General features: G+C 40.8%; 1 pseudogene. It reads left to right on the top strand.

Going from position 1 to position 446, the window contains the following annotated elements:
* A pseudogene (locus C3007_RS09835) lies at nt 1-336 on the top strand (AI-2E family transporter); the annotation flags it as partial.
* Nucleotides 337-446: the final 110 nt, after the last annotated feature.

Here is a 446-nt window from a genome sequence, read left to right as displayed (position 1 = left end):
CCGTTGCTGTCGGCTTATCCGTACTCGTCCCCTATATTGGTGCGGTGTTGGTCACCATTCCCATTGCACTCGTTGCTGTCGCCCAATTTGGGATCAGTCCAACCTTTTTGGTACCTGATTAGTGCTTATGTCATCAGTCAGATTTTAGATGGTAACTTATTAGTCCCCTTCCTGTTTTCGGAAGCTGTTAATTTACATCCATTAATCATCATTATTGCCGTATTAATTTTTGGTGGTTTATGGGGATTTTGGGGTGTTTTCTTCGCAATTCCCCTCGCGACTTTAGTTAAAGCCGTTGTGAACGCGTGGCCATCAACAGAACAAAATCCCCTTTGACGAATGAATGAAAAAAGACAGAAAAAAATACCGCACTTTTGTGCGGTATTTTTTATGCTTGAAATTAATGTGAACTGTTATCCGTTAACGGTTTTTATGCTTTCATCAAA

This window comes from Avibacterium gallinarum, from assembly GCF_002921135.1.
In the GTDB taxonomy this organism is placed as follows: Bacteria; Pseudomonadota; Gammaproteobacteria; order Enterobacterales; family Pasteurellaceae; genus Avibacterium; species Avibacterium gallinarum.
This window is presented reverse-complemented; position numbering and strand designations above follow the sequence as displayed.